Genomic DNA, 23440 nt, shown 5'->3' with positions numbered 1-23440 from the left:
GCAGTGTAGCAGAAGAGCTTTTTGAAACAAAAAAGTGAAAATAAAAAAAGCATCTGTACGAATACAGATGCTTGGCATTGGAGAAATAGAAAACTTAAGCTTTGGTCATATTTTCCAGTTCATCCCAACGTTCCATTTTTGCCAGTAAAATCTCGTCAATTTCACCTAAACGTTCAGATGCCTTGGTCGCTGCTGCTGCATCTTGCACAAACCATGAGCCATCTGCCAGTTTGTCAGAAAGTTCAGCCTGTTCACTTTCCAGTGCTTCGATTTCTGCAGGCAATTGTTCAAGTTCACGTTGATCTTTGTAGCTGAGTTTCACCTTTTTCGGTGCAGGAGCAGCCGCTGCGGCTTCAGCTTTGGCTGCAGCTTTTTTAACGGCAGATTTTTGATCGACTGCTGTCTGGTTTGGACGCTGTTCTAAATAATCCTGATAACCACCGATGTATTCATCAATATTGCCTTTACCATCAAATACCCAGGTTGAGGTCACGACGTTGTCCATAAAGGCACGGTCATGCGAGATCAGCAGTAATGTGCCTTTATAGCCACTTAACATTTCTTCTAATAGTTCAAGGGTCACCATATCCAGATCATTGGTTGGTTCGTCCATCACAATCAGGTTTGAGGGTTTAAGCAATAGTTTTGCCAGCAAAATACGGTTACGTTCACCACCAGACAGCGCTTTTACCGGTGTACGGGCACGTTCAGGTGAGAACAGGAAATCTTGTAAATAACTATAGATATGACGACGGCTGCCATTGATATCGACATGGTCAGAACCTTCAGCGACGTTATCTTTTACCGATTTTTCCAGATCCAGTACGTTACGTAACTGGTCAAAATAAGCCACTTCAAGCTGTGTACCAGTTTTCACTGTACCGCCATGCTCAAGCTGGCCTAAAATCGCTTTAATCAGTGTGGTTTTACCAACACCGTTATCACCGACTAAACCAATACGGTCGCCACGCATTACCAGTGCCGAGAAGTCATTAATGATTGGTGCATTGTCACCAAATTTCACGCTGAGGTGTTCAATCTCAAATACGACTTTACCAGAACGGCTCGCATCCTGAGTTGCCATGCTCACTTTACCTTGTTGTGAGCGGCGCGCTTTTGATTCTTCGCGTAATGCTTTAAGCGCACGGACACGACCTTCGTTACGGGTACGACGCGCTTTAATCCCTTGGCGAATCCATACTTCTTCTTCAGCAAGACGCTTGTCAAACAGCGCATTCTGCTTTTCTTCGGCTTCCATCTGCTGTGCTTTAAGCTCGAGATAACGTGAATAGTTACCTTCGTAGCTACGCAATGTACCACGGTCCAGTTCAACAATACGGGTTGCAATGCTGTCTACAAATGAACGGTCATGCGAAATAAACAAGAGGGTTAAATTATTTTGATCGAGCAGGAATTTCTCTAACCATTCAATACTCTCAACGTCCAGATGGTTGGTCGGTTCATCAAGTAACAGAACGTCTGGTTGAGTGAGCAGGGCACGAGCCAGCAGCACACGACGCTTACGACCACCGGATAAATCGGCAAGGTCTGCATCCGGATCCAGGCCCATTTTACTCAGGATAGAGTTCACCTTGGTTTCTAAAGCCCAGCCATCCAGCTGATCCATCTTGTGCTGCAATGAACCCATGCGGTCACAGGCTTCCATATCGCCCAGTACGCAGGCTTCGCTGGCTTCATGATAAGCACGTAGAACTTCTGATGCTTCACCTGCGCCATCCGCCACGATATCGGCGACTTTGCCTGAATCCATCGGCACATCTTGGGCCAACATGGAAATTGTGATGCCATTTTGTAAGGAAACTTCACCACTGTCAGGTAACAGGCTTCCTTCAATCAGTTTAAGTAAGGTAGACTTACCTTCACCATTACGGCCAATCAAACACACTCGTTCACCGCGTTCTAAATTAAAGTTAGCGCCGTCGAGCAGTGCAGGTCCGCCAAACGCGAGTTGGACGTCCCTTAGGGTAATATATGCCATAATGGTTTCCTGAAATCCTATGATGAGGACTTAAAATGACTAAACAACAAAATCTAAATGAACAGGCGTCATTTTCCGCACCCATTGAAGATTTGCAAGTCCGAATTGCATTTTTGGACGATTTAGTTGAACAGTTGAATCAGCAGGTGACCAGGCAGAATCTGGAAATCATCAATCTTCAGAAGCAAATGACGCTGTTATATCAACGTGTTGAGTCGGCAGATTTGTCCGAAGGCATTGCAGAATTCGACCCAATTATTGATCGACCACCGCATTATTAATTATGTAATTGGTCATGTAGAAAACCCTCCATTGTGAGGGTTTTCGCTTTAACGGGTCTATGCTTTGTTTCAGCAGGGTAATCCTAGTCAGTAAAACAAGCCATGCTTAAAATAATTTGACCTTTTTCACGCTTGCCCCTCTAATAGCGCTTCCAGGTTTTGTTCAGATTGGTGTTCCATGTCACAGAAAGTTGTTTTACTCGATCTTGAAAATAATTTCCCGACCGCCACTCTATTACGTGAAATCACCAAGCATTATCCAATCTTGTACCTGTTTAGCTGTGCCGGCAAGTTTGAATTTGAACTGGAAGACCTGACCGAACTGGCAGGCTGGATCGCCAGTGGGCAAGTGGTCATTCTGGACATTCCTGAAGCTGAACACCGTGAATATGAATATGCGGTCATTGTCGGGCAGCTGATGGCACTGCTGGAACCGGACACGCATGTGGAACTGATTTCAGCCATGGACAGCAGTGAAATGCTGATGCAAATGCTGATTGCATCTGACATTAGTTGTAGCCTGATTCAGGTACAGGCAGAACCGGAACAGGATAAAAAAATCTCTCCTAAATTCAAGATTCCAAGCCTCGACACGATTCAGCAGAAACCCGCTTTACAACTGGTGAAAAAATATTGTGATGCACTGGCGAAAATGCCAGGCAAGCCAACCACACTGGAAAGCCTGAAAAATTCTGTGGCAAATATTTTGCAAGTACTGCCAGGTAAAGCGCAGCATGTAGTCGGGATGCTGATTAACCTCAAGATTGTAAAACGCTATGAAGATCAGATTGCCTTCCGTAAAAAGGTATTAAAGCAATGGTCACAACTGGATCTGTCTGCTGCACCAACTACATCGCTTGATCTGAGTCAGGCCATTGCTGAATTGACCCCGGAAGAGCCAGAAAAAGTCATTGAAGAACAATCTGCCATTCAGTCTGTACAACAGGGATTGTTCAAAAACTTTGACCGTATTGATCCGGTACAAATGGAAGTGGCACGCAAGCTGCGTGAACTACAAGGTGACAAGCCTAAAGATATTTATGAATTGCGAGATTTACTGGAACAGTTATTTCCAAAATCCGATGTGCGTTTATTGCTGAAGGAACTGCTGGAGAAAGGCTATATTTACTGGAATGGTCATGAAGTTCTCTACAGCCATGAGATGTTCCTGAATTAATTTTGTCGCGCAAACTTGCGTTTTATATTGAGCTTATGCAACTCTAATAATAGAACATAAAGGTTGAGCTATGGAAAATACAGGAATCTGGGTTGCTGTCGTCATCATTGTATTTGTACTGGGATCTATTTTTGGTCTGCGTGTCAGCCCACGAGAAAGAGCTTTGGGCATGATGCGTGAGAAAGCCCGCAAGAGGGGATTACACCCACGTCTGGTTGTGGCTCCTGACTGGACCAAAGTGCCGATGGCCACTGAAAAGCGTGCCAGTATGGTGGCTTATTATAGTGTGCTGATACCAGACGCACGTTTGCCACTGATGCGTGCCCGTGTGGTCGATCAAAAGCTTGAGCTGGTACAAGGCGATGACAAATTTAAAGATTTTCCCATTGCATTAAAAGGCATTTATGCTATTGATATGCAGGCAAACTGTGTTGGACTGTATTGGGATGAAGAAGCTGATCTAAAAGCGGCCCAGCTCGATGACATCAAGGCACTATTACATTCCTTGGCTGAACTTTAATTTTTTAGAATATACAGGATTAACGGTTAATTATGGCGAACGCTCCTCGGTCCACATCAAAAAGCAGCACAGCGAAGTCTTCCGACGCTGGAAATAAGCGTGCCTTAGTGATTGTGGAGTCGCCTGCAAAAGCGAAAACAATCAACAAATACCTCGGTTCGAACTACATTGTGAAATCATCTGTCGGTCACGTGCGTGATTTGCCGACAGGCGGCTCTGCCAAAAGTACAGAGAAAAAACCAGCAACGCGAACCAAGCTGACTGAAGCAGAAAAGGCGGAAAAATCACAGCAGGCGTTGATTAACCGTATGGGCGTAGACCCGGAACACGACTGGAAAGCCAAATACGAAGTCCTGCCTGGCAAAGAACATGTGGTTGCCGAACTGAAAAAACTGGCCTCGCAAGTCGATGAAGTCTATCTGGCAACGGATTTGGACCGTGAAGGGGAAGCGATTGCCTGGCATTTAAAAGAAGTGATCGGCGGTGATGATTCACGTTACCAGCGTGTGGTCTTCAACGAAATTACCAAAAATGCCATTCAGGAAGCATTCAAGCATCCAACCCGTCTGGATACCAACAAAGTCAATGCTCAACAGGCACGCCGTTTCTTGGACCGTGTTGTAGGCTTTATGATCTCGCCATTGCTGTGGGAAAAAATTGCCCGTGGTTTATCAGCAGGTCGTGTGCAATCCGTTGCAGTAAAACTGGTGGTTGAGCGTGAACGTGAAATCCGTGCCTTTATTCCTGAAGAATACTGGCAAGTATTTGCTGATACCAAAGCGAAAAAAGATGACATTCGCCTGGAAGCAGTGAAGCAAAACGGTAAGACCTTAAAGCTGCACAATAAAGCTGAAACTGATGCTTTGCTGAACCTGATCAAAGATGCAGAATACAAGGTGATGAGCCGTGAGGATAAACCAACCAAGGTCAATCCAAGCGCGCCGTATATCACTTCAACGCTACAGCAGGCAGCCAGCACACGTTTAGGCTTCTCGGTGAAGAAAACCATGATGCTGGCCCAGCGTCTGTATGAAGCTGGCTTTATTACCTATATGCGTACTGATTCCACGTTCTTGAGCGATGATGCAGTCAATATGGTACGTGGTCACATCGAATCTGAATTTGGTGAAAAATATTTACCAGCCAGGCCAAACCGTTATGGCAATAAAGCCGGTGCGCAGGAAGCCCACGAAGCAATTCGTCCTTCAACCGTTGGCCTGAAAGGTGAGAGCCTGGTTGGTGTGGAACGAGATGCACAGCGTTTGTATGACCTGATCTGGCGTCAGTTTGTTGCCTGTCAGATGACACCTGCTGAATATTTATCTTCTACCATTTTAGTCGATGCCAATGGTGTGGAGCTGAAAGCCAAAGGCCGTACTCTGGTATTTGATGGTTTCACCAAAGTTCGTGGTGCCAACAAGGCAGATGACGATATTTTATTGCCAGCTGTCAAAGTGGGTGAAGTCCTCAAGCTAGAGAAACTTGATCCTTCTCAACATTTCACTAAACCACCTGCACGCTTCACTGAAGCCTCCTTGGTAAAAGAACTTGAAAAACGTGGTATTGGCCGTCCTTCGACCTATGCCGCGATTATCTCGACCATTCAGGATCGTGGTTACGTAAAACTGGAGAACCGTCGTCTCTTTGCCGAGAAGATGGGTGAGATCGTTACTGACCGTCTGGATGAAAGCTTCAATAACCTGATGAACTACGACTTTACTGCAGACCTTGAAGGTCAGCTGGATAAAGTGGCAGATGGTGAGCGCAACTGGAAAGATCTGTTAGATAGCTTCTATGGTGATTTCAAGAAACGTCTAACCAATGCACAGGGTGAGAGCGGTATGCGCCGCAATCAGCCTGTAGAAGTTGAAGCAGTCCATTGTAAAGAATGTGACCGTCCGATGCAGATCCGTACCGGAACCACAGGTGTATTCTTGGGTTGTTCAGGTTATAACCTGCCGCCTAAAGAGCGTTGTAAAGGTACACTGAACTTGACCCCAGTTGAGTCTTTGGCTGCACTTTCTGACGATGATGCCGCTGAAACTGCTGATCTGATGTCGAAAAAACGTTGTCCGATCTGCTCAACTGCGATGGACAGCTATGTCATTGATGGCGGTCGTAAACTGCATATCTGTGGTAACAACCCGGACTGTGCCGGTTTTGAACTGGAAGAAGGTGAGTTCAAGATCAAGGGCTATGATGGCCCAACCATTCCATGTGACAAATGTGATGGCGAAATGCAGCTGAAGACTGGCCGTTTTGGTCCTTATTTTGCCTGCACCAGCTGTGAAAATACCCGTAAGGTTTTGAAAAATGGTCAGCCTGCGCCACCGCGTGTTGATCCAATCAAGATGGAGCATTTACGCTCAACCAAGCATGATGATTTCTTTGTCCTGCGTGATGGTGCAGCAGGTCTGTTCCTGGCAGCGAGCAAATTCCCTAAAGTACGTGAAACCCGTGCACCGAAGGTGGCGGAACTACGTACCGTTGCAGAGCAGCTGGATCCAAAGTATCAGTTTATCTTGCAGGCACCAGATGTAGATCCTGAAGGTAATCCAACTCTGGTGAAATTCAGCCGTAAGAACCAGTCGCAATATATTGGTTCAGAGACACCTGAAGGTAAGCAAACCAAATGGTCTCTGGTTTACCAGGATGGAAAATGGGTTGAAGCCTAAAAGCTAAAAGTAAAAAATGCCGACATCAGTCGGCATTTTTTATGGCAGAATAAATTTTAGAAATTTGATTAATAATAAAATTTGGGGAAGGTGTGGATATTCAAACAAAAAAATTCGCAGTGCTCATTGATGCGGATAATTCATCGATTAATGCAATCGCATCAGTTTTAGAAGAAGTTGCTAAATACGGTATTGCCAGTGTTAAACGTGTTTATGGAGATTGGAGTAGTGAAACCTTAAAAAATTGGCGCGATGTTTTACTTCCACATGCAATTACACCTGTACAGCAATTTGCCTATACCAAAGGTAAAGATGCAACAGACATGATCCTGATTATTGATGCTATGGACTTACTTTATGCAGGAGCATTAGATGGGTTCTGTATTGTATCCAGTGATAGTGATTTCACGCCCTTAGCTTCACGTATTCGTGAAAATGGTCTCACTGTCTATGGTTTTGGCAAAAAAGCTACACCTGAAGCATTCAAAAAAGCATGTGATAAGTTTATTTATGTTGAAAACTTAATTGCAGACCTTGATATCAAGCAGCAGGAAGATGATGAACTCGCTAATACTTCCCAGAAGAAAGTAGTAAGCTCTGACAAATCTTTAGACCATAAGATGGTGACTTCACCTAAGGAAAATTCAAATCTTCCTGAAATGATGGATCGAGCTACGCTAAATCTGATTTATAAAGCTGTAAAAGATAATGCAGATGAAAATGGATGGGCATATCTTGGTTTAGTCGGAACATATATAAATACAGTAAAGCCAGATTTTGATACTCGAAATTACGGATTTGACAAGCTATCTGGCTTAGTAAAAGCCTTAGGCGTATTCGAAACAAAAATGCAAGGTAGCCAAATGTATTTAAGAAAGAGTAGTTTTAGCTCGTTTATTAGGCTTATTCAAAAAGCTATTTATCATTACTCGGAGAATAATGATTGGGTTGAGGTTAAAGATGTTATCAAATATTTAAAGCAAACTGATTTGAATATTAGAAACTATGAAGAAGCTATTGATTCAATTCATTCAGGTTGGCTTGATTTTAAACAGGATGGTGAGATGAAATTTATCAAAGTTAATAAAGTCATAGTTTAATGTTCAATAGTTGGATAGGCGTTTAATAACCATGTGGAAAAAAATCCGAATCCTGATTCTGCTACTGATTTTATTTGTGGTCGCAGTCAATGCCTATCGTGACCAAAACCAGGACTGGTCCAAGCCTATTTTTGTCTTGTTGCATCCAATTAATGCTGATAGTTCAGCAGCTACCCAACAATATATTCAGCAGCTCTCGGCTCAGGATTTAAATGGAGCACAAGAATATCTGGAAAAGGCTGCGCAGCAGTATCGCGGTCAACCAACCTACTTCTATTTTAATCTTGGACGTGAACTGAAAGAATTACCGCCTAAAGTTCCTGAGCAGGCCTCAGTTATAGATACCATTGTCTGGAGCCTGAAATTCCGTTTCTATGCCTGGCAACAGCAGCAAAGTTCAGATCCTTCGGCCAATGTGATCTTATATTTAAACTACTATGATCCGGCACAGCATAAAGTGTTAAAGCATTCAACAGCTTTACAAAAAGGCCGGATTGGATCAGTGAACCTGTTCGCTTCCAGGAAACAGACTGAACAAAACAAGATTGTCCTTGTACATGAGCTATTACATGCCTTTGGAGCCAGCGATAAATATGATCTGGCGACCGGTCAGCCGATGTATCCTGTGGGATATGCATTTCCAGATCAGCAACCTTTGTTTCCCCAGGCCAAAGCAGAACTGATGGCAGGACATATTCCAACCTCTCAAACGTCAAGTAAAATGCCAGAATCTTTAAGCCAGACTCTAATTAATGAGATCACTGCGATTGAATTGGGTTGGAAACACTGATGTGGATAATGCTGAATTTACCCAGAACTTTAGTCGTGCTTGTAAATAAATTTAATACTGGCTTATGAGCTTATAGATAGACTGAAACTGCTAACCATAAAATATTAATAATTGAGAAGAATATGCATACTTTTGTCCTGGCACCCGATTCCTTTAAGGAAAGTATGTCAGCCGAGCAAGCGTGCCAAGCTATGCAACGCGGTGTTCTACAGGTCTTTCCTGATGCATGCTGTATTGCTGTGCCTATGGCAGATGGTGGTGAGGGAACAGTAGAGGCCTTGCTGCGCTCCTTGGATGGTCAAGGTATTACCTGTATGGTGACTGGGCCTTTAGTGACTCAGCAAGTGTCTACTTATTTTGCCATAGTCGATTATGGTCGAACGGCCGTCCTTGAAATGGCCAAAGCCAATGGCATACATTTGCTCGCAGCAGAACAACGTAACCCGATGCTGACCTCAACCTATGGCACAGGAGAGATGATCAAACAAGCATTAGATCGCGGTATTGAAAAAATCATTATTGGACTTGGTGGTAGTGTCACCAATGACGGCGGTGCCGGGATGGCACAGACATTGGGTGTCCAGTTTTTCAATAGTACAGGTGAAGCGATTCAGGTCTGCGGCGGTAATCTGGATCAGATTAATCAAATAGATATTTCCCAGTTAGATGCTCGTTTGAAAAACACCGAAATTCTAATCGCTTCTGATGTCAATAATCCACTGTGTGGACCGAATGGCGCTTCGGCAATCTTTGGGCCGCAGAAGGGAGCAACTCCGGAAATGGTGCAGCAACTGGATCGTAATCTCAACCATTATGCTAATCTGGTCGAAGCAAGTTTAGGTATTTCTATAAAGAATGTAGCAGGCTCGGGTGCAGCGGGTGGTTTGGGTTTTGGCCTTATGGCATTTGCGGATGCCAAGTTGCAATCCGGTGTGGAATTGATTATTGAGCAAAGCCGATTAGCCGAAAAAATTGCTCAAGCGGATTATGTACTGACTGGTGAAGGCAAGATTGACAGCCAAACGGCCTTAGGCAAAACACCGTTTGGCGTTGCTCAGGTCGCACAGCAGTTCAATAAACCGGTGTTAGCTTTTGCTGGTCTGGTGGGTGAAGGAATTGAGTCTTTATTTGATGCCGGCTTTAGTCAGATTGTGGGAATTAATCCACCAGATTGTAGCTTGGAAGAAGCATTAAAAAATGGGGAAGTGAATCTGGAAAAAGCAGTGTCCAAAACTATTAAAAATATTTTGGAACCGAGGACTTAGTTTTCTCTTGCAAGATAGTCATTGCTGCAAAAGCTTTACATAATGGTAGATAATAATGCGTAAGCAGATCTTACTTTTCCTGGATGAGAGGCACTGCTTCGCAAGGTAACAAAAATCCTTTACTGGATTGAGGGGATATCCCTATACCCCAATCTAGCAGACGGTATCCATGCCGTCGACCCTATAGCAAATCTAGAGATAAAATTGGGTGCTGTTTTAGCGCGGATGAAAAGCCATAATTATAAGAGTGATCTGTTAAACTACACGCATCCACAGAATGATGAGTGATCATGAGTTTAGCCACCCTAATAGATGAACTGAACCCCCAACAAAAACAAGCTGCGACGACTGAAGCAAAGCACAGTTTGGTCTTGGCTGGGGCGGGCTGTGGCAAAACTAAAACCATCGTCGCACGTGCAGCTTATCTGATCGATCAGGGCGTACCCGCCAATCAGATTCAGATTTTGACTTTTACCCGTCGTGCAGCCAGTGAAATTGTCGCGCGTGTGGAATTGGCTTTGGGGGATGAGGCCAAAGGTCTGCGGGCATCGACTTTCCATACCTTCTGTATGTATCTGCTTCGCCGTATTCCCAAAGCATTTGGACTGGAGCAGTTTTCGATTATTGATCGTGATGATCAGTTGATGATGTTTCGCCTGATTCGCGGACGTGATGACAAGAAAAACCCGAATTACCTACCCAAGCCACAAGAGTTGTGTGACCTGTATTCCTTTGCACGAAATACTCGGCAGAAACTGAGTCTGGCACTGGAAAAACAGATGCCGGAATATCTGGCGCTGAAAGACCAGATTGCTGACATCATGAAAGAATACGAAACACGTAAAAAGGCACGTAGTTTCCTGGACTATGACGATATTCTGGCGGTGGTCGCGAGTGCATTGGTACAATCAGAAGGACTGGTGGATTATGTCGCTTCAATTTGCCGTCATATGCTGGTCGATGAGATGCAGGACACCAATCCATTGCAATGGGCTTTGCTAGAACCACTCAAAGATCATATCAGTCTGTTCTGTGTTGGAGATGATGCACAGTCAATTTATGGCTTCCGTGGTGCGGACTTTGAAAATATTCACCATTTCAAAGAGCGTGTGCCTGATGCACAGATTTTTAAACTGGAAAAAAATTACCGCTCGACTCAGGAAATTCTAGACCTGTCCAACTGGCTGCTGGATCAATCCGAAATTAAATATGACAAGCGGCTGGATGCACATCGGGGTGAAGGCATTAAGCCAAAAATGCATATCTTCCCGAACGAGTTTGATGAAGCTAAATGGATCGCCATCGATATCAAAGAGCGTCATTACTTACAAGGCAGTAAATGGTCTGATCATATGGTGCTGGTGCGTTCCAGTTTTGCGGCACGCCATATTGAAGCGGCCTGTATTGCTGCCAATGTACCGTATCGCTTTATCGGTGGGATGAAGCTGTTAGAAACAGCACATGTTAAAGACTTGTTGAGTTTACTGCGTGTGGTTGCCAATCCGCTGGATGATATTGCTTGGATGCGTTTCCTGACGCTGTGGAATGGCGTAGGTGATGTCGGTGCGAGTAAACTGTCACAGCAACTTTTGGCAGAGCCTGAGATGGACATCATTGCAGACAGGCTGGAAAAATTTGGCAAGATTCCATTGGAATCCATTCTGATCATGAAGCAGATGGCTGTGTTAAAAACAGAAGTTGAAGCCTGTGTCAGTCTGGCCATTCAAGCCATCGAAAACCAGCTCGCTGAAAACTACAAAAAAGACTGGAATCGCCGTCAGGGTGATTTTGAACTGGTCAAGCAGCTGGCTTCCAAACATGCCCAGCTGAGCGAGTTTCTGGAAGAATATGTGCTCGATCCAGTATCGATTTCTGAAATTGAACGCCAGTCAGATCCTGATGTGGTGACTTTAATCACCATCCATTCTGCCAAGGGTACAGAGCAGAAGGTCTGTTATGTGGCGAATGTGACACCGGGACAGTACCCTCATGCGCGCGCGCAAGGTGATTTTGATGATGTTGAAGAAGAACGTCGCGTGCTGTATGTAGCGTTGACCCGTGCGCAGAATGAGTTGATTTTGACAAAACAGAATCTGAATCACTGGGCACGCGAAACAGTGGATGAGCAGGGCCGTAAAGTTGAAAGTTATTTTATGAATGACCTAACTCGCCATCTGTGTACTACGGAAACCCATTACAAGACCCATCAACAAACCGTGAAAAGTGCCTTAATCGAGCGCCAGTCGATTAATTTAGATTTTGGCATTGATCTCGATTAAACTAGACAGATGTTGTTGTATGCAAAAAGTAGAGTAGGCGAGTGCTTTTTGATGTTTTTTGCCTATCTTCTTAAGGTTATCAAATGAAAATTTTAGTTCGTAACTTGGAACGTACTGTGACAGAGGCTGAGTTACTGGAATTGTTCAAGCAATATGGCACAGTAGATACTTGTGCACTGGTGCTGGATGCTGAAACTGGTAAGTCTAAAGGCTTTGCCTTTGTAGAAATGCCGCATGGCCGTGAAGCAGTTAAAGCGATCAAAGGTCTGAATACCTTGCGCTTACATGGTACAGGCATTCGTGTGAAACAGGCTGAAGAAAAGCCACAGGCGTAAATAGAAAAAGGAGCAGATAATGCTCCTTTTTTATGGAAATAACTTTTCTGAATGACCAAATAGTTAGAGCTTCTGATTGAATAACTCAATCCAAATTTTATTGTCTATTCAATAAAATAGAGTTCTGTCATAAATCATTTTTTTAATCATTATAAAGCGAAGCAGTGCATCTCATTCCAGAGAGATAAGGGACTTTAAATATCTATTTAAGTATGAAGAGAATGATCATTTTTTGATTTATGAAAGAGATTTAATGACTCTTCAAAAATTAAAATAAATTGCATTAGTAATTCAGCCCGGTTGTTCATATTTCCTGAAAAAATCAATAAATAAAATAAATTCCATTGTAAAAATAATGATCTGGTTTTAAGTTATAAAAGCCAAAATTTGTTTTAACACTTAGGAAAAATCCATGACTCGTGTTGCTCGCTATCATGCGGACCGTACCAATCAGAAACTTTATTTCGCCCGCCTTGCCTGTCAGCAGGCAGAGCAAACCGATCATGTCCAGCAGGCTCAGGCACATCGTGAATCAGCAGTTTTTCATTTGCATGGTGCAGTCCTGGCTTTTTTGCAGGAACTGGTGCGTTACTACCGTTTAAATGATCTGAGTCCGACCTTGAAATCGATTGAAGAGCAGATGGCTGCGAAAGGGCAGATCTCTCCAGAAGTCACCGTAATGCAGCAACTTTCTAAAGACGGCTTTATCGCTGAGCTGAAGCGTGCTTATCGTTTGTGTCAGTACACACCCGAGCCGAGTGTGCCGGAGCCTGAAGATGAAACATCTTCTAAACTGATTATTAAAGTCACTCAAACACCTCAAGCCTGGTTACCAGATACAGCAATCCTGCGTGAATGGCATCGAGACCTGACACAATTGATTGATGGTTTTCGCAATGAGATGGTGGAATTTTAATCCGACCAATGGCCCTTGAAATTGAAATTATTAACCATATATCCAATAAACAGCGATGCAAAGTGATTCTGCGCTTTGCCACCATGTTGAACATGGAGGACATATGTCTATAGAACAATTGAAAGAACTATTTGGTAGTCAAGAAGCGATTTTAGAACTCGTTCAACTGGAAAGTGGTGAGTTAGCATTACGCAATGCAGGCTCAGAAAAACAGCCATTGGTCATTATTCAGTTTAATGATGAAGTAAAAGCACTTCTCGGTGATCAGACCCCGGTGGTTGCTCAGCATATGATTCAGGCGGCTTTATTTGGCCTGCTCGAAAAGCAGGCAAATGAGATGCAGGCTGAAATTATGGATGAAAAACCAAAATATTTAAGTTGACTGCTCTCCCATTCTAAATAAAAAAGCGCACTTTAACGTGCGCTTTTTTATTGGATTTATTTCATTATTAAATATATACCAAAAAAAATAATATGGATCACTGTGGTTAACCAAAACTTTTTTCGGAACTCTTGTTTTTGTGATTTATGTCTTAAACTGAGCTGAGCAACTAAAGCACCTATCCAACCACCAAATAAACTCAGATTATGCAGAGTTTGCTCTGGTGTACGACGTTTATTGTTTTGGGCTGATTGTTTATCTTGCCAATAAGCGAAGAACGTGATGAGGTTAATCACTGCATAATAAACTAAGACCCAAACCGAGATTTGTCCTGTCAAAAATAGAACTAATAAGGTAAGAATAAATGGGTAAGCTGCAATTTTAGACAATAAGCTTTTGCCACCTTCTTGTTGTTGATGGCGTTGGTCTCTTAATCGTTGACGTTCATAATCATGTAAAAACTGAATATTGGTTGCTTGTAAGTTTTTCTTAGTCCCTTGTACAACATTATAAATCAGTTCATCACCATCTACAGGGCGTCTGGTCTTATAACTAAAATTTTTAATATGAACAAAAACACGTTCTGAAGTTTCATGGGTAGTCGCGAATCCAAAGCCTTGGTCATCTTTCCATGTGGTTAATTTACCTTTATAACGCATACTATTCCCCCACAAGAATCCTGTTTAAAAGACTTTAAAATCAAATATAAAAGTCTATAAGTTATTTAAATTAGGAGTTTATTATAAAGTCGATCAATTTTTTTGTCATAAAAAAGGCAGATACTCATGATCTGCCCAATTTAAAAAATTAAAATTTAATGTGCCGAACCATGTTGATGAGCCATCTGAATCTGATGCAGGATATGACGACTCATGTTCTTCGCCATTTCTTCTTTAGCATAGTAGACCGCACCCACATTATCGCGGCGGATAACTTCAGCTTCTTCCTTACTTTCGGCACAGACCAGTACCTGAATTTCAGGATTTAAAGTTTTGGCAATATCCACGATTTTATGAATGTCCAGAATATCCATAGGGGAAATGACCAATAGACGTGCATGCTGAATATGCGCCTGAATCAAGACGCCTGGTTCAGTCGCTACACCCGATACCGCCGCAATGCCTTTGGCACGCAATTTTTCAACAATCTCCCGGTTTTCTTCAGCAATCACAACTTTAATATTTTGTTCCATCAAGGAAGTCGTGATGCGACGTCCCACTTCACCATGGCCGACAATCACTACCTGATCGCGCAGGTAGTCCTGGGATACTTCATCAGGCAGCATGGCCAGTGGATCGCCACTGCGCTCCAGTAAACGCGCCAGGTTGGAACGTTCGCGAATCCATTTCTGTACTGGTTCGATGGCAGCGAAAATAAAAGAGTTCAGGGTAATTGAAATCAAGGCACCCGCCAGAATCAGGTTTTGCCCTTCCAGTGACAGCAGATTTAGCGATACCCCAAGTGCAGCAAGAATGAACGAGAATTCACCGATTTGCGCCAGTGACGCACCCACTGTCAGCGCTGTGTTGATTGGATAACGGAAGAACAGTACCAATGCCATCGCAGCAATGGTCTTACCAATCATAATAATGGCAACAACCGCCAGCACATGCAGGGGTTGCTCAATCATAATCCGCGGATCAAACAGCATACCAACAGAAACGAAGAATAGAATCGAGAAAATTTCACGTAGCGGAAGGGTTTCTTCTTCTGCACGATGGCTGAAATCAGATTCTTTCACGACCATACCCGCAAAGAATGCACCTAGTGCCATAGAGACACCAAAGACTTTGTAGGCACCAAAGGCAATCGATACAGCAGCGGCCACAACAGTTAGCGTAAACAGTTCACGTGAGCCTAGACGCGCGACAACCTGCATGATCATTGGTATTAGACGTTTACCAACAATCAGCATAAAGGCAATAAAGCCTGCGACCTTGAGTAGGGTAATGCCCAAGGTGAGCCAGATATTCCCATCACTGCTACCTTCCAGTGCCTGACCACCGAGTAAAACTGCGGTTGCAGGAAGTAACACCAATGCCAATACCATGACCAGATCTTCAACCAACAGCCAGCCTACAGCAATCTTACCGTTAATGGATTCAAGCAGACCACGGTCTCCAAGTGCTTTTAGGAGCACGACAGTACTGGCACAGGAGAGACTTAAACCAAAAACAAGCGCAGAACCAAAACTCCAGCCCCAGAGCATGGATACACCAACGCCAAGCAGGGTAGCCACTGCAATTTGCAGGATCGCACCAGGCAGGGCAATGCGCCTTACCTGCATCAGGTCATTTAAGGAAAAGTGCATCCCGACACCAAACATCAGGAACATGACGCCTAATTCGGCAAGCTGGTTGGCGAGCTGGATGTCACCAACCACCCCAGGGGTATTGGGGCTAATCAGGATCCCGGCAATCAGATATCCGATCAAAGGAGGTAGACGCAAGCGCGCAGCGATATAGCCGAATGCCAGCGCCAGTCCAAAGCCTACAGCCAGTAATATGATGAGATCTACGTCATGTGGCACTAAACACTCCTTTAAGATGAATTTTAAAATTTCAGTTTTTTATGGGAAATAAGCACAAAAAGTGCCAAAACAAAAAGAAAGTTTATCAAGCTGAATAAAAAAAATGCAAAAAAAAACGACCCTAAAAGGTCGCTTTTTTTCAAAAAACTAAAATTATTTAATTTTAGCTTCTTTGAAGATCACGTGTTGACGGATTTTTGGATCAAATTTTTTGATTTCCATTTTTTCCGGCATAGTACGTTTGTTCTTAGTAGTGGTATAGAAATAACCTGTACCAGCTGAAGAAACTAAGCGAATCTTATCACGCATTGTCCTGACTCCTTACTTAGATCTTTTGACCTTGAGCACGAAGGTCAGCAACAACCTTTTCAATGCCCAATTTATCGATAATACGCATACCTTTAGTAGTAAGACGAAGACGTACGAAACGTTTTTCGCTTTCTAACCAGAAGCGGTGTTGGTGCAGGTTCGGCTCGAACCGGCGCTTAGTTTTGTTGTTGGCGTGTGAGACGTTGTTACCAACGACTGGACGCTTGCCGGTAACTTGGCAAACCTTAGACATGGTGTAACTCCATTGATTTAGCCAACAGCAAATCTGTATGGCCAGTCAAAAATAAACGGATTGAATTCATTCAAGGGGCGTTTTATACCAAAAATGCGCTTAAAAGACAAGCGATTTTGTCTAAAACCCGGCATGAGTTGGTGCAACAGCTCATGCCTTGATCATTTATCGAAGAAGAGTCTTCGAAATCAGTTTATGAATCGGCTTATTAAACGGCGGGAGAATGTATTTCAAGCTATACAGCTTAGGATTGGACATTACAGACCGTTCATGCGACAAACTGAAGAAGCCTTCTGGCCCATGGTATTTACCCATCCCCGAAGCGCCAACGCCTCCAAATGGCAGGTCATCCTGTGCAACATGAGTGAGTACCGTGTTCTGGCCGAAGTGCCCTGAATGGGTACGCTGTGCGACATAATCGGCACGCGCCTGATCAAAGTCGAAATAGTATAATGCAAGTGGACGCGGACGGCTATTAATAAAGTCGATTACATCGTCAATTTGATCATATTCCATGATTGGCAGCAGCGGACCGAAGATTTCATTTTTCATGATATCCATATCTGGCGTCACATTGGTCAGAATGGTCGGTGCTATTTTACGCAGATCTGCCGGTGTTTCATTACGCGGGTTGATTTCAATAACCTGGGCGCCATGTGCACGTGCATCCTCTAAATAGCCTTGCAGACGGTTGTATTGCTTGTCATTCACAATCGAAGTGTAGTCCTGGTTATGGGTGATATCTGGATACATGGTTTCCACATAGCTGCGGAAATGGTCGATAAATTCAGCGGTTTTACCGCGTGGCAGGAACATATAGTCAGGGGCCACACAGGTTTGACCGGCATTCCAGAGTTTACCCACGGCAATACGCTCTGCCACATCTTCAATATCAATAGATGGATGAACCAGTACTGGAGATTTGCCCCCCAGTTCCAGAATCACCGGCACCAGATTTTCTGCAGCAGCTGCCATCACGGTTTTACCCACCGCGGTTGAGCCCGTGAAAATCATTTTATCGAAAGCCAAGCGACAAAAGGCATCAGATACTGCACCGCCACCCGTAATCACTGCGACCAGTTCTTTTGGAAAGGCTTCAGCCAAGGCTGTTTCAAGTACCGCTCCAAAATGAGCAGAGGCACTCGAAATTTTTATCATGGCATGGTTGCCTGCAGCCAGTGCACAGACCAGTGGGCCAATCGAGAGGAGTAAAGGATAGTTCCAGGGCGCAATAATGCCGACCACGCCCAAAGGCTGGTACTGCACCCAGGCTTTGGCTGGCTGGTGAATAATACTGACGTGACGCTTGGATGGTTTTATCCAGCCAGTCAGATTCTTGCTGTAATATTTGATGTGTTCCAGGCAGGTCAACAGTTCCCCGATTTTGGTTTCCCCAATCGAACGGTTGCCATAATCCTGATTAATTGCATCGGCAAATTGATCTTGATACTTAACTAAGATACGCTTAAGTCGAGCTAAACGATCGATACGTTCCTTTGCAGTCGGCAACGGGTAACGTAAGTAGGCATGTTTTTGTTGTGCCAGAATGTCATTAAGGCACTGGCTGTCAAAAAAATGTGGTGTCATTAATGTCGTTTTTGTGTGACTGTTCATGCAGCACTACCACTTTTAAGAAAATCGATTATTTATTTTTAGAGTAAATACTCTAATTAGTCAAGTTACTTTGTGTACTCGACCGTCAATGCGCTGCTGGTGCGTGCGGGTATATGAACTGAATGGTTATTTTAGGATGTCCCAAACCAAAACGTTGAAAACGAAAGAACGTATTTTGCAGCTCAGTTTGCAGTTATTTAATGAGCGTGGTGAGCGTTCTGTTACGACGAATCATATTGCTGCTGAACTCGGTATGAGCCCGGGTAACCTGTACTATCATTTCCGTAATAAGAATGAAATTATCAAGGAACTGATGGAGCAGTACCAGAAGGAAACCCTGGAAATGCTGGCATTGCCGGATGACCGTCCGCTGGATGCCAATGACAAGATTCATTATTTCCAGGTGCTCAGCAGCCAGTTATGGGCTTATCGTTTCCTGCATCGTGATGTTTATCACCTGGTGGAAAATAATGAAGACTTCCGCAAGCTGTATCCGCGCTTTGCGGGTGAAGTGATGCAGCAGGGACAAAAAATCTATAAAGCCTTTGTCAATGCTGGCTTAATGGAAATGACTGATTCGGAAATTGAAGCCTTAATTATCAACCTGTGGATCGTGCTGACCAACTGGACCAACTTCCTGTATATGTCTGGTCATATTACCGACTCGAACCATTTGGAAGAAAAATGGGTCTGGCAGGCATTGCGTCAAATGGTGTTCCTGGAAGGCGCCTATCTGCGTGGTGAGAGTCGTCATACCTATGAAAGCCTGTTGAACTCTTTTGGTTCTTCCGAACTTTTTGCCAGTCTGTCATCCGCTAAAGATCGGGAAACTGAACAAACTATTCAGAATAATTAAGAAACGCGCTAGAATACTCGGCTTATTTTTTAATTTATCTGATTAGTGACGTTTACCAACATGAATATGACGACTGCTAACACCGCACGTTTATTGATTACTTGTGAAGACAAGCCGGGCATCGTGCAGGCTGTTTCAAGCTTCTTGTATCATCAGGGCGCCAATATTACTGCGCTTGATCAATACGCGACAGAAGCTCAGGGCGGACGTTACTTCATGCGTGTTGAGTTTGAACTCGATAACCTGCAAAGCCGTAAAGAAAGCCTGTTACAGACTTTTGCTGTCAATGTTGCGGAACGCTATAACATGCATTGGCGTCTGGCGCTGGTAAGTGATGTGAAAAAAGTCGGCATTCTGGTGTCTAAAGTTGATCACGCTTTACTTGAGCTGTTATGGCGTCATGCACGTGGCGGTCTGCCATGTGAAATCACCAAAGTAGTATCGAATCATGAAACGCTGCGTGAATCGGTTGAAAATTTTGGTATTCCATTTGAAGTAGTGCCAGTGACTAAAGACAACAAACGTGAAGCTTATGCAAAAATTGATGAGCTGATGCAAGGCAATGATTTGTTAGTACTGGCGCGCTATATGCAGATTCTGGATGAAGAATTTGTACAAAAATGGGAAATGAAAGTGATCAACATTCACCATTCATTCCTGCCAGCGTTTGTCGGTGCAAATCCGTACAAGCAGGCTTATGAAAAAGGCGTGAAACTGATTGGTGCGACTGCCCACTATGTAACGGCTGATCTGGACCAAGGTCCAATCATTGAGCAGGACGTAGAGCGTGTAAACCATGACTTTACTGTAGAGCAGCTGCGTGAACTGGGGCAGGACGTAGAGCGTAATGTACTGGCGCGTGCCGTAAGATGGCATCTGGAAGACCGTATTATTGTGGATGGTAACAAGACAGTGGTATTTCAATAAGTCTTGCATCATTATTCAAAAAGGCATACTTTAAGTATGCCTTTTTTTATTTGAGTTGTTTCTCTCATTTGTCGAAAAAAATGAAGAAAGTTGGGGATTGTTATTGCAAATGAAAACCCTTCTCATTTATTATTGGCGTACTTTAATTGTGCTAACCGATGAGCTTGATTGTTTGTTTCATATCATCTCTTCAAGGTAAAAGATTTAATGAGCCAAGTTGCTTCTCCTATGATGCCTACTCCACCTAACCAGATGAAAAAGAAAGTCGCAGCTGTTATGGCAGCTGTACTGGTGGGACATGTTGGCCTATTGTGGGCTGTCAGCCAGATGAAAGCACCTGAACTCAAGCCTGTAGACAAGGAGCCGATGAAGGTTCGCTTTGTAAAACTGCAGGAAGCGCCAAGACCATTACCTCCGAAGCCAAAGCCTGAGCCGAAGAAAGAGCCGCCGAAGCCGAAAGAGGTCAAGATTGTTGAAAAACCGTTGCCACCACCTCCGAAAAAGGTTGAAAAAATCCAGGAAGTGAAGAAGGCTGAAACGCCTAAGGTTGTGGCACCAGCAGTTGAAGCAAAACCAACGCCAAGTCCGGTTGTACCAACGGTTGTGAAAGAAACCAAAGTCGCTCCGACACCTCCACCAGCACCTGTGGCACCGCCTGCGCCTGTTGCGCCACCGGCACCACCTGCGCCTCCTTCTCCTAAGAGTGTTTCTTTGGGTGGTGGTGTGACCTGGTTGCGTACGCCAAAAGTATCGATGTCAGCAGGTGAATTGAAAAATTCCTGTTCCATGGTGGTGGATATCTCAGCAAATGAACAAGGCAAGGTAGTGGCTGCGACAGCACGTAATTCAAGCTGCAGCCCTTCGATTAACCGTAAGGTCGAGTCTGCTGTACGTCGTGCACAATTAACCAAATATGTTGAAAATGGCGTTGCTTATCCAACACGTGTTGAGCAGCCCTTTGACTTCCAGATTACCAGATAACGGCTAACCCATTAGGAGTTCGAATATGAACTTTTCAGTTTATTGGCAACATGCTGATGCAGTCAGTAAAACACTTTATTTTGTGTTACTGGCAATGTCGATTGCGACATGGACGATCTTTGTACTGCGTTTACTCGGTACGCGCCAACTCAAACAAGTGGCTTATGCACAGTTATCTGATGCCCTAGATAAACTGAAATCAAAAATGGCGCCTTTGGGCTTTGAACAACGCAAAGCCGTAGCTGAACAAGCATTGCTACGCCAGATTGCAGCTGAAAAAGCCAATGCGGAAAAAGGTGTGTCAGTTCTGGGTACCATCGCATCGATTTCACCTTTCATTGGTTTATTCGGTACAGTATGGGGCATCTTCCATGCACTGGTAGCAGTGGGTAAGAGCGGTCAGGCAGGTCTGGCTCAGGTGGCAACACCCGTAGGTGAAGCACTGATCATGACAGGTCTGGGTCTGGCAGTGGCGATTCCAGCTGTATTGGCTTATAACATCGCGGTACGTTTTAACCGTGGTTTATCGCATGAACTACAAGACCATGCTCATAGCTTATTGATTGATACGATGCTGCAACAGGAATCTGCAAAGAAAGCTGAAAGCAAAGTTGCACAAGACAGTTTAGTGGGAGGTCAAGTTTAATGGCTTTTCAACTGGGTGAAGACAACGATACAGGCATGAATGAGATGAACCTCATTCCCCTGATCGACATTATGTTGGTATTGATGATCATCTTCCTGGTGACAGCGACCGTTGCGAACCCATCAATTCCATTAACCTTGCCACAAACGACTGCGGAAATTATTGATCTTCCGCCGGAGAACATTACCATCAGCATTAACTCTCAGGGTGATGTGGCATGGAATGGTGATGTGCTTAGCCTGGAACAGCTGGAAACCCGTTTCAATGAAGCAGGTCAGGCAGAGCGTCAGCCAACGATTGTATTGAAGGCGGATAAAGAATCACGTTATGACACAGTTGCTCAAGTGATGTCACGCGCGAGTGGAGCCGGACTCACCGATATTGCTTTTGCCACCGATAACTGATTTTTCCAAGATCAAAAAGAGCGACCTGAGATGGTCGCTTTTTTTATGACAATATTGCTTTACTTCAACAGTTCTACAAATTTGGCACGTAGCTTGTTGAGCTTTGGGGGAATGGCAAAGTTGCAATAACCCTGACTTGGGTTTTTGGCAAAAAAGTTCTGATGATAATCTTCAGCTGGATAGAAGGTCGGAGCAGGAGTGAGTTCAGTGACTACATTTAAACCTTCAGCCTTCAGTGCATCAATAGTTTCTTGTGACTGCCGTTGCTGTTCTTCGTTCAGATAGTAAATGACAGAACGATACTGTGTACCGACATCATTGCCTTGGCGGTTGAGCGTTGTTGGATCATGAGTAGCAAAGAATACATCCAGCAATTGCTTAAAGCTGATCTGACTTTCATCGAAATCAATCAGAATCACTTCTGCATGGTTGGTATCACCATTACAAATCTCTTCATAGGTTGGATGAGTGGTATGTCCACCGGCATAGCCACTAACGACTTTGCTGACACCACGAATCTGCAGGAATACCGCTTCGGTACACCAAAAGCATCCACCACCAAATAGCGCCTGTTGCATAATCTTGTCCTTAATTCCGAGTTTCTGTCTCTATTCTACGCTGTAAATATCAAATAGAAAAAAGCCTGTAAAAAACAGGCTTTTTATTTAAGCTTTAGCGCGGTTGTACCGGGCTTGCCAGCTGAATGACTGGGTTGCCATAGCTATCGAGCAGCTTCAGTGTTTTACCAAAAACCTGATAGTGGGTCACTTTAGCCAGGGCTTCATTAAATTTCTGATCCAGATTGTCATTGTTCAGACAAGCCATTTTTGTACCCGCCATCTGGCTAAGATTCAAAGTGTCTTTGCCTGCAATATAGCTGCCCATAATACGGTTACAGCCATCGGCACCGCTAACACGCTGAGTGGCAGCATCAAATTGCAGGCTTGGAATATTACGCGTGGTAGGTGCAGTGGTGATTTCTGTACTGCCAATGTGAGTGACAATCCAGGTGCGGTTCTGAAGTTGCTGCAGATTTTCAACCGCTTGGGAAGAGGTCTGGTCTGGGGTGGTTTGACAGCCTGTTATTGCCAGCGCTGAAACGAACATTGCAATTGCGGTCACTTTTTTTAACATTGGGCTTACTCTTTTTCTTTGATACATCACTGTATATAAACAGAAAAAATAGAATGATACCAATACA

At 44.0% G+C, this 23440-nt stretch carries 24 protein-coding genes; 16 read left to right on the top strand and 8 right to left on the bottom strand.

What is annotated here, in order from left to right; translation table 11 throughout:
• Positions 1-94 precede the first annotated feature (94 nt).
• Positions 95-1999 (bottom strand): ATP-binding cassette domain-containing protein, encoded by a 1905-nt coding sequence (locus ACTJIX_RS04365; RefSeq protein ID WP_440611218.1) that lies wholly within the window; start codon positions 1997-1999, stop codon positions 95-97.
• Between the two features lie 35 nt (positions 2000-2034).
• Here ACTJIX_RS04365 and ACTJIX_RS04360 point away from each other — a divergent pair, with 35 nt between their 5' ends.
• From ACTJIX_RS04360 to ACTJIX_RS04310, 11 genes are all read left to right on the top strand, one after another.
• On the top strand, positions 2035-2280 hold the full coding sequence (locus tag ACTJIX_RS04360; protein ID WP_004813295.1) for a SlyX family protein: 246 nt from the start codon (positions 2035-2037) through the stop codon (positions 2278-2280).
• Positions 2281-2458: 178 nt separating this feature from the next.
• Complete coding sequence (locus ACTJIX_RS04355; protein ID WP_440611217.1) at positions 2459-3457, top strand: hypothetical protein; 999 nt, start codon at positions 2459-2461, stop codon at positions 3455-3457.
• A gap of 70 nt (positions 3458-3527) precedes the next feature.
• The gene (locus ACTJIX_RS04350; protein WP_440611216.1) at positions 3528-3977 is read left to right on the top strand and encodes an ammonium transporter; all 450 of its coding nucleotides are present in this window, start codon (positions 3528-3530) and stop codon (positions 3975-3977) included.
• 32 nt (positions 3978-4009) lie between these two features.
• A complete protein-coding gene (gene topA, locus ACTJIX_RS04345; protein WP_440611215.1) occupies positions 4010-6652 on the top strand; it encodes a type I DNA topoisomerase in 2643 nt (880 codons plus the stop codon).
• 92 nt (positions 6653-6744) lie between these two features.
• Complete coding sequence (locus ACTJIX_RS04340; protein WP_440611214.1) at positions 6745-7752, top strand: NYN domain-containing protein; 1008 nt, start codon at positions 6745-6747, stop codon at positions 7750-7752.
• Positions 7753-7783: 31 nt separating this feature from the next.
• A complete protein-coding gene (locus tag ACTJIX_RS04335) occupies positions 7784-8542 on the top strand; it encodes a hypothetical protein (protein WP_440611213.1) in 759 nt (252 codons plus the stop codon).
• A 122-nt stretch (positions 8543-8664) separates the two neighbouring features.
• On the top strand, positions 8665-9807 hold the full coding sequence (locus ACTJIX_RS04330; protein WP_440611212.1) for a glycerate kinase family protein: 1143 nt from the start codon (positions 8665-8667) through the stop codon (positions 9805-9807).
• 290 nt (positions 9808-10097) lie between these two features.
• Positions 10098-12086 carry an ATP-dependent helicase gene (locus ACTJIX_RS04325; protein WP_440611211.1) on the top strand — a complete coding sequence of 663 codons (1989 nt, stop codon included), beginning with the start codon at positions 10098-10100 and terminating at the stop codon, positions 12084-12086.
• 83 nt (positions 12087-12169) lie between these two features.
• Positions 12170-12421: an RNA recognition motif domain-containing protein gene (locus tag ACTJIX_RS04320; protein WP_103800270.1), complete on the top strand. Its 252-nt coding sequence runs from the start codon at positions 12170-12172 to the stop codon at positions 12419-12421.
• Between the two features lie 412 nt (positions 12422-12833).
• Complete coding sequence (locus tag ACTJIX_RS04315; RefSeq protein ID WP_004813280.1) at positions 12834-13337, top strand: DUF6586 family protein; 504 nt, start codon at positions 12834-12836, stop codon at positions 13335-13337.
• A gap of 103 nt (positions 13338-13440) precedes the next feature.
• Positions 13441-13719 (top strand): hypothetical protein, encoded by a 279-nt coding sequence (locus tag ACTJIX_RS04310; protein WP_103800898.1) that lies wholly within the window; start codon positions 13441-13443, stop codon positions 13717-13719.
• A 56-nt stretch (positions 13720-13775) separates the two neighbouring features.
• Here ACTJIX_RS04310 and ACTJIX_RS04305 read toward each other — a convergent pair whose 3' ends face one another.
• The 5 genes from ACTJIX_RS04305 to ACTJIX_RS04285 all read right to left on the bottom strand — a co-directional run bounded on the left by ACTJIX_RS04305 (position 13776) and on the right by ACTJIX_RS04285 (position 18425).
• Positions 13776-14378, bottom strand: coding sequence for a DUF1294 domain-containing protein (locus ACTJIX_RS04305; RefSeq protein WP_004890290.1), 603 nt, complete (start codon positions 14376-14378; stop codon positions 13776-13778).
• Positions 14379-14533: 155 nt separating this feature from the next.
• On the bottom strand, positions 14534-16249 hold the full coding sequence (locus tag ACTJIX_RS04300) for a cation:proton antiporter (protein WP_004890287.1): 1716 nt from the start codon (positions 16247-16249) through the stop codon (positions 14534-14536).
• Positions 16250-16402: 153 nt separating this feature from the next.
• Entirely contained in the window at positions 16403-16558 is a 156-nt protein-coding gene (gene rpmG, locus ACTJIX_RS04295; protein ID WP_001205031.1) for a 50S ribosomal protein L33, read from the bottom strand.
• Between the two features lie 16 nt (positions 16559-16574).
• A complete protein-coding gene (rpmB, locus tag ACTJIX_RS04290; RefSeq protein ID WP_004813275.1) occupies positions 16575-16811 on the bottom strand; it encodes a 50S ribosomal protein L28 in 237 nt (78 codons plus the stop codon).
• 165 nt (positions 16812-16976) lie between these two features.
• A complete protein-coding gene (locus tag ACTJIX_RS04285) occupies positions 16977-18425 on the bottom strand; it encodes a coniferyl aldehyde dehydrogenase (RefSeq protein WP_440611210.1) in 1449 nt (482 codons plus the stop codon).
• Between the two features lie 136 nt (positions 18426-18561).
• Between ACTJIX_RS04285 and ACTJIX_RS04280 the strand changes: the two genes are divergently transcribed.
• The 5 genes from ACTJIX_RS04280 (at position 18562) to ACTJIX_RS04260 (ending at position 22239) form a co-directional block, all read left to right on the top strand.
• Positions 18562-19281: a TetR/AcrR family transcriptional regulator gene (locus ACTJIX_RS04280; protein WP_008302057.1), complete on the top strand. Its 720-nt coding sequence runs from the start codon at positions 18562-18564 to the stop codon at positions 19279-19281.
• Positions 19282-19341: 60 nt separating this feature from the next.
• Positions 19342-20208, top strand: coding sequence for a formyltetrahydrofolate deformylase (gene purU, locus ACTJIX_RS04275; RefSeq protein ID WP_004813265.1), 867 nt, complete (start codon positions 19342-19344; stop codon positions 20206-20208).
• A 207-nt stretch (positions 20209-20415) separates the two neighbouring features.
• Complete coding sequence (locus ACTJIX_RS04270) at positions 20416-21189, top strand: TonB-dependent receptor (RefSeq protein WP_440611209.1); 774 nt, start codon at positions 20416-20418, stop codon at positions 21187-21189.
• A 25-nt stretch (positions 21190-21214) separates the two neighbouring features.
• Positions 21215-21835: a MotA/TolQ/ExbB proton channel family protein gene (locus ACTJIX_RS04265; RefSeq protein ID WP_004813259.1), complete on the top strand. Its 621-nt coding sequence runs from the start codon at positions 21215-21217 to the stop codon at positions 21833-21835.
• Positions 21835-22239: an ExbD/TolR family protein gene (locus ACTJIX_RS04260; RefSeq protein ID WP_005220866.1), complete on the top strand. Its 405-nt coding sequence runs from the start codon at positions 21835-21837 to the stop codon at positions 22237-22239. Before ACTJIX_RS04265 ends, ACTJIX_RS04260 begins: the two co-directional genes overlap by 1 nt.
• A gap of 59 nt (positions 22240-22298) precedes the next feature.
• On the opposite strand, the gene msrA is transcribed toward ACTJIX_RS04260, so the two are convergent.
• Complete coding sequence (gene msrA / locus ACTJIX_RS04255; protein ID WP_048882532.1) at positions 22299-22817, bottom strand: peptide-methionine (S)-S-oxide reductase MsrA; 519 nt, start codon at positions 22815-22817, stop codon at positions 22299-22301.
• Between the two features lie 94 nt (positions 22818-22911).
• Entirely contained in the window at positions 22912-23373 is a 462-nt protein-coding gene (locus ACTJIX_RS04250; RefSeq protein ID WP_440611208.1) for an META domain-containing protein, read from the bottom strand.
• Positions 23374-23440 lie beyond the last annotated feature (67 nt).

It is taken from the genome of Acinetobacter sp. 22323 (assembly GCF_052044895.1).
GTDB lineage: Bacteria > Pseudomonadota > Gammaproteobacteria > Pseudomonadales > Moraxellaceae > Acinetobacter > Acinetobacter schindleri.
Note: the sequence above shows the minus strand (reverse complement) of the source record. Positions and strands in the feature narration are given on the sequence as shown.